The 7,624-nt window shown below is 40.1% G+C and carries 8 protein-coding genes; 3 read left to right on the forward strand and 5 right to left on the reverse strand.

Annotation, left to right across the window (positions count from 1 at the left end; genetic code table 11):
• Positions 1 to 51: 51 nt before the first annotated feature.
• The 3 genes from DC345_RS30770 to DC345_RS30780 form a co-directional block, all read right to left on the reverse strand.
• Positions 52 to 981: a carbohydrate ABC transporter permease gene (locus tag DC345_RS30770; RefSeq protein ID WP_113056386.1), complete on the reverse strand. Its 930-nt coding sequence runs from the start codon at positions 979 to 981 to the stop codon at positions 52 to 54.
• Positions 982 to 996: 15 nt separating this feature from the next.
• Positions 997 to 1,941: an ABC transporter permease gene (locus tag DC345_RS30775; RefSeq protein ID WP_113056387.1), complete on the reverse strand. Its 945-nt coding sequence runs from the start codon at positions 1,939 to 1,941 to the stop codon at positions 997 to 999.
• Positions 1,942 to 2,215: 274 nt separating this feature from the next.
• Positions 2,216 to 2,755 (reverse strand): cysteine hydrolase family protein, encoded by a 540-nt coding sequence (locus DC345_RS30780; protein WP_113056388.1) that lies wholly within the window; start codon positions 2,753 to 2,755, stop codon positions 2,216 to 2,218.
• Between the two features lie 225 nt (positions 2,756 to 2,980).
• On the opposite strand from DC345_RS30780, the gene DC345_RS30785 reads away from it, so the two are divergent.
• Positions 2,981 to 3,598, forward strand: a complete 618-nt coding sequence (locus tag DC345_RS30785; protein WP_181586797.1) for a CPBP family intramembrane glutamic endopeptidase — start codon at positions 2,981 to 2,983, stop codon at positions 3,596 to 3,598.
• 15 nt (positions 3,599 to 3,613) lie between these two features.
• Complete coding sequence (locus tag DC345_RS30790) at positions 3,614 to 4,366, forward strand: MerR family transcriptional regulator (protein WP_113056390.1); 753 nt, start codon at positions 3,614 to 3,616, stop codon at positions 4,364 to 4,366.
• A 71-nt stretch (positions 4,367 to 4,437) separates the two neighbouring features.
• Here the strand turns inward: DC345_RS30790 and DC345_RS30795 are convergent, their stop codons facing one another.
• Positions 4,438 to 5,736, reverse strand: coding sequence for an NCS2 family permease (locus DC345_RS30795; RefSeq protein WP_113056391.1), 1,299 nt, complete (start codon positions 5,734 to 5,736; stop codon positions 4,438 to 4,440).
• A gap of 310 nt (positions 5,737 to 6,046) precedes the next feature.
• Entirely contained in the window at positions 6,047 to 6,847 is an 801-nt protein-coding gene (locus DC345_RS30800; protein WP_113056392.1) for a GNAT family N-acetyltransferase, read from the reverse strand.
• A gap of 331 nt (positions 6,848 to 7,178) precedes the next feature.
• Between DC345_RS30800 and DC345_RS30805 the strand changes: the two genes are divergently transcribed.
• Positions 7,179 to 7,580 carry a VOC family protein gene (locus DC345_RS30805; RefSeq protein WP_113056393.1) on the forward strand — a complete coding sequence of 134 codons (402 nt, stop codon included), beginning with the start codon at positions 7,179 to 7,181 and terminating at the stop codon, positions 7,578 to 7,580.
• Positions 7,581 to 7,624 lie beyond the last annotated feature (44 nt).

The following is a 7,624-nucleotide window of genomic DNA, read 5'->3' on the forward strand; positions in this document are numbered from 1 at the left end:
CGATCCTGCGCAAAATTATGATAAACCTGAAATTTCCAGATTTATTTCGATTTATCCCTTAACTGCACCCACGGTCAAACCGGAGATAAAGTATTTCTGGAAAAAGGGGTACGCTAGAGCAACCGGCAGTACGATAATGATCGCAACAGCCATACGTGCCGATTCTTTGGGCATGGTGGCGACAAGTTCAGCGTAGCTTATGCCCATCGTCGAGGCGTTTTTAGCCAGCGCGTCAACGTTACTCATCAGGCTGTTCAGTAGTGCCTGTAGCGAATACAAGCTTTGGTCGTCAATATACAACATCGATTGAAACCAGTCATTCCAGTACGAGAAGCAGAGAAACAGACCAATCGTCGCTAGAACAGGTAGTGAGATCGGGAGCACGATCGTGAAGAAGATGCGGAATTGACCTGCTCCGTCGATTTCTGCCGATTCGATCAGCCCGTCCGGAATGGTCGTCTTGAAAAAGGTTTTGCAGATGATGACATTAAAGGAGGACACGGCTAAGGGTAAAATCAGCGCCCAGATTGTGTTGCTTAATCCCAACATCGTCGAATTGATATAATAGCTGGAGACAAGACCGCCGTTAAAAACCATCGGGATGAATACAATCCATGTCAGCAGTCCTTTTAGTTTGAATTGGGGACGGGACAATGCATAACCCATCGAAGTGGTGAGCAGTACGCCGATCAGCGTTCCTACTACCGTAACGAACACGGAGACTCCGAGTGCACGTATAATCATCGAGCCCTGCTTAACGATATAGTTGTAGGACTCAGCCGAGAATGCCGACGGCAGGAGTTGGTAACCGGTCTCTCGAATGGAAGCCTCGCTAGACAGTGAAATGGATAGCACTACGACGATAGGGACTACGCATAACAAAGCTAAAATGATAAAGATGAGATGAAAAAAAATGTTCGTTCCTTTGCCGACTCGGTTAAACTTTTCAAGACCGGAGTCGTAGCTTGATTGTGTTGACATCTTCCTGCCTCCTCTCTAAATCAGTGCGCTCTCTGGATCAACTTTGCGAACGACCCAGTTCGCGAATAGGATCATTCCGCAGCCCAGTACAGATTGCATGAAGGCAGAAGCGGATGCCATACCGACCGTCGCGGTTTTGAGTTGTTTGTACACGAGCACATCGACCGTCGTGGTCACATTGTAGAGAGAATTGGAATCCCGCGGCACTTGGAAGAACAAACCGAAATCCGTGGAAAAGATACCTCCAACAGACAGGATAAACATCAGTACAATAACAAATTTCATTAACGGCAGTGTAATATACCGTGTCTGCTGCCACTTGCTAGCGCCATCAATGACAGCCGCTTCATAATACGTTGAATCCATGCTGGTGATTGTTGCCAAGTAGACAACCATGCCATAGCCGAGGCCCTTCCACATGTTCATAAATACAAGCAGATAAGGCCAATAGGATGGTTCCATGTACCAATTTTTTGGATCCTGGTTGAAATGGGTCAGAACTTGATTGGCTATCCCCTTGTCATAGCTCAGGAATGCCCACAGCACCGCGGAAACGACAACCCAAGATAGGAAATACGGGAGAAACATCATTGTTTGATACACCTTGGCTGCCTTGCGGCTGTGCAGCTGTCCAACCATCAATGCAAGTGACACAGGCACGATGATACCTAAAATAATAAAGATCATGTTGTAACCGATTGTATTGCGAATTACGATCCAGACGTCATTCGAACTGAACAGGAATTCAAAGTTTTTGAACCCGATCCAGTCGCTGTTTATGACATTACTGAGAAAATTCCCGTGAATCTTAAAATTCTTGAAAGCGATAATGACACCGAACATCGGCAAGAAGCTGAACAAAATGTACCAGATTGTGGTCGGAAGCACGAGCAGCGTGAGCTCGGTATCATGCTTGCGCCAGCGTGTTCTTACTCTTTTGCGGGTGACTTTTGCTCCCATATCATTCTTCCCTTCTTGTAGAACCTATCCTCGATTAGTTGTAATTCTATGAAAATCGCCAGATGATTCCTAGATCAAAAACGTAAGACAATAGTCAAAAAACAATAGGTTTCAGTATATTTCACATCAATACTTGGTTAGAGAATAAAAGAAAGACCTTGAGACTTTATAACCCTCAAGGCCTGGAACTATGTATGAACGTACGATCCACAACACTATTTTTATAACTCATCTCATCTGTGGAGGCAAACATTATACGCAGATGGATACTTGTCTACCGTAAAACCGACATTATGATATTCTGGGTATCGCTTAAAGATACAAACCAGTTTTGTAGAACAGTATTATGATGTGTAATGATTTGATCTGCAATTAAAGAGGAAGAGTCCGCGGTACTGTGACCATCTTTTGCTAAAATAACGTCATATCCCAAGCTAAATGCTCTACGACATGTCGCATCAACACATATCTCAGTTTGAATTCCTGCGACAATCAGTTGATTAACGCCTAGTTGAGTTAAATGTGATTCAAGGGTGGTATCTTGAAATGAATCTGGAAAGTTCTTTTCAATTATCACATCTTGAGTGATCAAGGGTAAAGCGGGATGGAGACTCCACCCTGAGGATGTTTTTGAGGTAAGTGTCCCTAATTTACCATTATGCTGCGTAAGTATGACTGGAATCTTACTTATGTGGGCACCAATCATAAGTTGTTTGATATTATTTAATAAATTTTCACTGTTATGAATAAAGAGAGGATTTATAAATGATCCGGTTTGTACATCTATAATTAATAAAGCTGGCTTGTAGATCATAACTATCCCCTCCTCATTCTGGATACTTCTTCATTCATTTCTAGAGGTTAGAATTGCCCGTAAGCATAATTATATTCATCAATTTTTACATCTAATCAGCTATGACACAAAGTTCTTGCCCTCCGTTTGGGACGAGAACTTTGTTTTTATAACAAAAAACAAATATTGCGGGGGACGCTACGTCACAATCTACAATGAAAAAAATGAGATAAAAGGAGTTTTATGATGACTAAGCCTACTGCAAAGGAACAATACAAAATACTGTTAAGAGCATCACTAACGCTATCATCATTTCTCTTAATCGGATTGGTTTTTATTGGGATATTTAAGTGGGGAGAAATGTTATCATTTATAGCTTCCTTATTTATACCAAACGAAATTAGTATTTTATCTACAGTACTCATTGGTCTTATTTCCAGTTTGTTTATAACAACTATTGTACTAATTACATTCATCAAAACAAGAACAGAATTACCCAAAACCGAGGGATCAGATATGATTAAAAAAATAATGATCAGACCAAGTGGTATAGCTGTATCTGCAATAGGTGGTGGGGTGTTTGAAGAATTCTTTTTTAGAGGTGTCCTGATAGGATTATTTATTGGATATTCTATAATTGTGGATTGGCTCGTTATTCTAATCAGCACTTTCTTATTTTGGGCAATACATGTTCCCCAATATAAAGGAGCAACTGGTATTCTTACTGGTGTGTTTGTAAACGGTTTGATTTTTGCACTACTCTTTTATTTTACCGGGTCATTAATTCCGCCGATGCTTGCCCATGGGATTTATAATATTTCTATTGGAATTATATTGGCGAATAAATACAAGAATGATTTATGAAAAGAGGAATTTTAGATGAGATTAACGGTGAGTAAATTTGCAATGCTGGCAGACACAACGGTCCGTACACTACGACATTATCGCCAACTTGGCATACTCGTACCCTCACAAAAAAATGAAAATGATCATTATATATATGTAAATGCGGATTTTAAAAGGCTTCATGAAATCCAATTACTGCAAAGTTTAGGCCTTTCATTAAACGAGATTAAAGTCTGTTTGGATAATCCGAATTATTCTTTCGAGGAAATCATTAAAGTTCAAGAACAATCACTTCGACAGCGGAGGGAAGCAATTGATTGTTCCTTAGCATTAATTGAACGAATACAACTGTTAACCGAGCAAGATCAACTTAATGAATCAAACTCTGAAATACTAATGCTCCTTATGAATTCCATGCGTGTTGAACAGGCTCAAAAAAAGCTGCTGCAAAAGTATGTATCTATAGATGTTATTGATCAGCTGTTTCCAGAGGATTTCTCTAAGCAAACGTACTTGGATGGAAAACTTTATAATTTGTTATTGCTTGTCCATCGAGCTATCGTAAAGGGTCTTAACCCAGACCATCCTTTCATACAGCAGCAGTTGCACGGTATATTTGCAGATACTCCATTAAGTGATCTGATTTTCAATGAAGAGGTAAATAACGAAGAACTGTATAAAAACGTAAAACCCTATGAATCGTTGGCGCCTAAGCATACCATGGATTTTTTAAAAGAAGCATTTGAGGTATTCAATACGAAGAAGAACTCTTCTCTGAAGGATTAAACCGAGGATTACATATAAAAAGGAGAACTGCTTTTTTACGAACAGTCCTCCTTTTTGATGAAACCCGTTTCTTAGTGGTCCAGGAATACAAGCTGAATGAAGAACAATACGGCAAAAATATAGAATATCGGATGAACATCCTTGCCCTTTCCGCGAAGCAACTTGAGTACCGGATAGAAAATAAAGCCAACACCGATACCTGTCGCAATACTGTGCGTCAGCGGAGTAAGAATGATAATCAAGAAGGCAGGAAATGTTTCTTCGAGATCCTTCCAGTTAATTTTGCTGATAACACTAATCATAAAGTAACCAACAATAATCAGTGCCGGAGAAGTAATCGCCGGGATACCTGATATGACACTTACGATAGGTGTAAAGAACAAAGTAAGTGCAAGCAGTACACTTACTGTTACCGCCGTCAGTCCTGTTCTTCCACCTGCAGCCACCCCTGTGCTGGATTCGATATAAGCCGATGTTGGGCTTGTTCCGAGTAAAGCGCCAGTGGTAGTCCCTACGGCATCTGCCAATAGGGCGCCGCGTGAGCGCGGAAATTTACCTTCCTTCAGCAGTCCTGCCTGCTCAGCAACGCCGAGCATTGTCCCCGTCGTATCAAACAGCGTGATCAACAGGAACGTAAATATGATGGTATACAAACCATTAGAGAATACGCCTGCCAAATCCAATTGGAAAGCTGTTGACGTGAGGCCATGCGGCAAGGATACAATCGACTCCGGCATTTGAAACAATCCCATGATCCAGGCGAGTATCGCTGTGACTACCATTCCGATGAACAGATAACCTTTTACATTGTAAGCCATAAGCACAACAGTGATAATTAATCCGATAATGGTCAAGTAAGTCATAGGTTCTGCCAAGTTCCCGATCGTAATCAAATTTGATTCTGAATCAGCAATAATCCCGGAATTTTGCAGCCCAACCGTAGTAATAAACAATCCAATCCCTGCTGTTATCGCGTGCTTAAGGCTTGCAGGAATGGCATCAAGCAGCATGTAACGAAATGAAGTAAGCGATAAAATAATAAACAAAAGCCCTGCTATAAATACCGCTCCTAGTGCAACCTGCCATGACACCCCATATCCAGCCACTACACTATAGGCAAAGAATGCATTCAGACCCATACCAGGCGCTATGACAATCGGATAATTGGACCCAATTCCCATGATCAGCGTCGCCACAATACTTGCCAATACCGTAGCAATGAATACTCCGTTAAAGTCCATGCCTGTACTGCTGAGTATTCCTGGGTTTACGATCACTATGTATACCATCGTGAAAAATGTCGTAATCCCTGCGATAATCTCTGTTGAAACGGTCGTGCCTCTTTCTTTTAGTTTGAACCAATTGTCCATGATTAAAGCCAGCCTCCAACTTTCAAATTATTCACCAAAGCACAAAAAAATCCTAACCATCGTCATAGGATTGTAATATTACCGCTCCTATATTCGTCATTAGGATTAAAAAGCTAAGATTCTAAACCAATGATAAGGATACTCATATCTGCTTTACCCTGATGCCCTTTCGAATTTTAATTAATATCACACTCATTGTCAATGAATTAACGTATTGTTCACAGTTATTTACGAACTATACAGAGATAACATTAAGTATTTATTCGCTTTTTTAGAGTAAGCTATACTGAATTAAGTCCTATGATTTGGACTATATTTCTGTCTTGGATAAAGTAAAATTGACAATAAAAAGTTCCATTGTTGTTTGATACCCCAAGCCTTCATATAAGCGAACAGCAGGCAGGTTATTTGCTAATACACCCAGATAAACATCTGGTGACCGTTTTTTACCGAGGTGTGTCAATTCACTGGTTAGGCGTTTAGCTAATCCTCTTCCTCTGTAATCTAACCTGGTAACAATGTTCCCAAGCTCTACTAACTGAGGGTCATAAAAATGGTAGCCGCCCACAGCTATGAAATCTTCCCCTTCCTTAATTCCAAGAAAAGGATAATTCTCTAACTCACTTCTTGTGAAAAACCTCATTTCCCCAATATGTAAAAAATCAATTACCTTAGAATATTCATTTTCATTTATCTTTTTTGCAATATGAGCTTCAAGGAGTTTCGATTCATCCTTATGTTTCATAGTTAAAAAACGTTGAGGAATTCCTTTGATGAGACCAAAGGATTGAAAAAGTTCAAGGTCCCTTTGACAGAGTATCGTGCCACATACAGCACTTTCGTCAAGTTGGATAACTTCTCTTGTAAAAGCGATCAGTTCTGGCAAAAAGATATCACGATCTTCAACTCGGAAGAAAGAAAATGCAGGAAAGGACAGTTCGCTAAAATAAGCTAATACGGCTGTAAGTTGACTATTCATAAATTGACCAACATATCGAGCCTTGTCCTTACGTTGTGTTAAATAACTATAAAAAAGCAAATTCTGTTCTGTATTCATATTGGGCAATAATTCAATAATTGTATCGTGAGTAAGCAAGCGATGCGAAAGCATTTTAACACCTCTCAACCTATAATTTCTATTCTATTTTTTTATCTTGCTTTCGTTCAACAAATACCCAGATATAGTATGTCAACCAAAATACCATAGGAACTAAGAATACATAAGCCCTCTGATTTGCTGGAAGAAAATAAATTAGAAACAGTGCAATTATTAACATTGGTGGCATCAGGATAAAGTACTTCTTCTTATCTATGTCCGTCCCTCCGTTTGTTCAATATTCATAATAATAACATTCATTTATTTCTTTGATAAGATTCGCTTCTGCTGCCAGAAGTAGAGTATATTAAGCTTAGTTAAAATTTTATTTTAGGAGGCTATAACCATGCCACAGGAGATCTGGATTAACCTTCCAGTCAAAGATGTTGAGAAGTCAACTGCCTTTTTCAATGAAATTGGATTCCATGCGGTAAGCGTTGGGAACGAAAGAGCCAAGCTATCCATAGGTCAAACAACTATTTTATTGTTCCCGGAGTCGGCGTTTGAGAAATTTACAGGTTCGAAAACAGCAGATACTTCCCATAGCGCTGAAGTGATATTCTCCATTGGCGCTGAAAGCAGAGAAGAAATAGATAAATTTATTCAAAAAGTGGAGTTTGCCGGAGGAAGCATCTTTGGCAAACCGAGTGAAAGCGACGGCTGGATGTACGGCGCAGGATTTGCCGACTTGGACGGACACCGCTGGAACCTGCTTTACATGGATGAGAGTAAAATGCCGAAAAAATAAGTGAAACGCCGGTTACCTATTAAGGGCGCCGGCGTTTGTTTCAT

Origin of the sequence: Paenibacillus taichungensis (genome assembly GCF_003287275.1) — a bacterium.
In the GTDB taxonomy this organism is placed as follows: Bacteria; Bacillota; Bacilli; order Paenibacillales; family Paenibacillaceae; genus Paenibacillus; species Paenibacillus taichungensis_A.

Coding starts and splice junctions, on each gene's coding strand:
- DC345_RS30795 (WP_113056391.1), bottom strand. CDS start 5,736: ATGGACAATTGGTTCAAACTAAAAGAAAGAGGCACGACCGTTTCAACA.
- DC345_RS30805 (WP_113056393.1), top strand. CDS start 7,179: ATGCCACAGGAGATCTGGATTAACCTTCCAGTCAAAGATGTTGAGAAG.
- DC345_RS30770 (WP_113056386.1), bottom strand. CDS start 981: ATGTCAACACAATCAAGCTACGACTCCGGTCTTGAAAAGTTTAACCGA.
- DC345_RS30800 (WP_113056392.1), bottom strand. CDS start 6,847: ATGCTTTCGCATCGCTTGCTTACTCACGATACAATTATTGAATTATTG.
- DC345_RS30785 (WP_181586797.1), top strand. CDS start 2,981: ATGACTAAGCCTACTGCAAAGGAACAATACAAAATACTGTTAAGAGCA.
- DC345_RS30790 (WP_113056390.1), top strand. CDS start 3,614: ATGAGATTAACGGTGAGTAAATTTGCAATGCTGGCAGACACAACGGTC.
- DC345_RS30775 (WP_113056387.1), bottom strand. CDS start 1,941: ATGGGAGCAAAAGTCACCCGCAAAAGAGTAAGAACACGCTGGCGCAAG.
- DC345_RS30780 (WP_113056388.1), bottom strand. CDS start 2,755: ATGATCTACAAGCCAGCTTTATTAATTATAGATGTACAAACCGGATCA.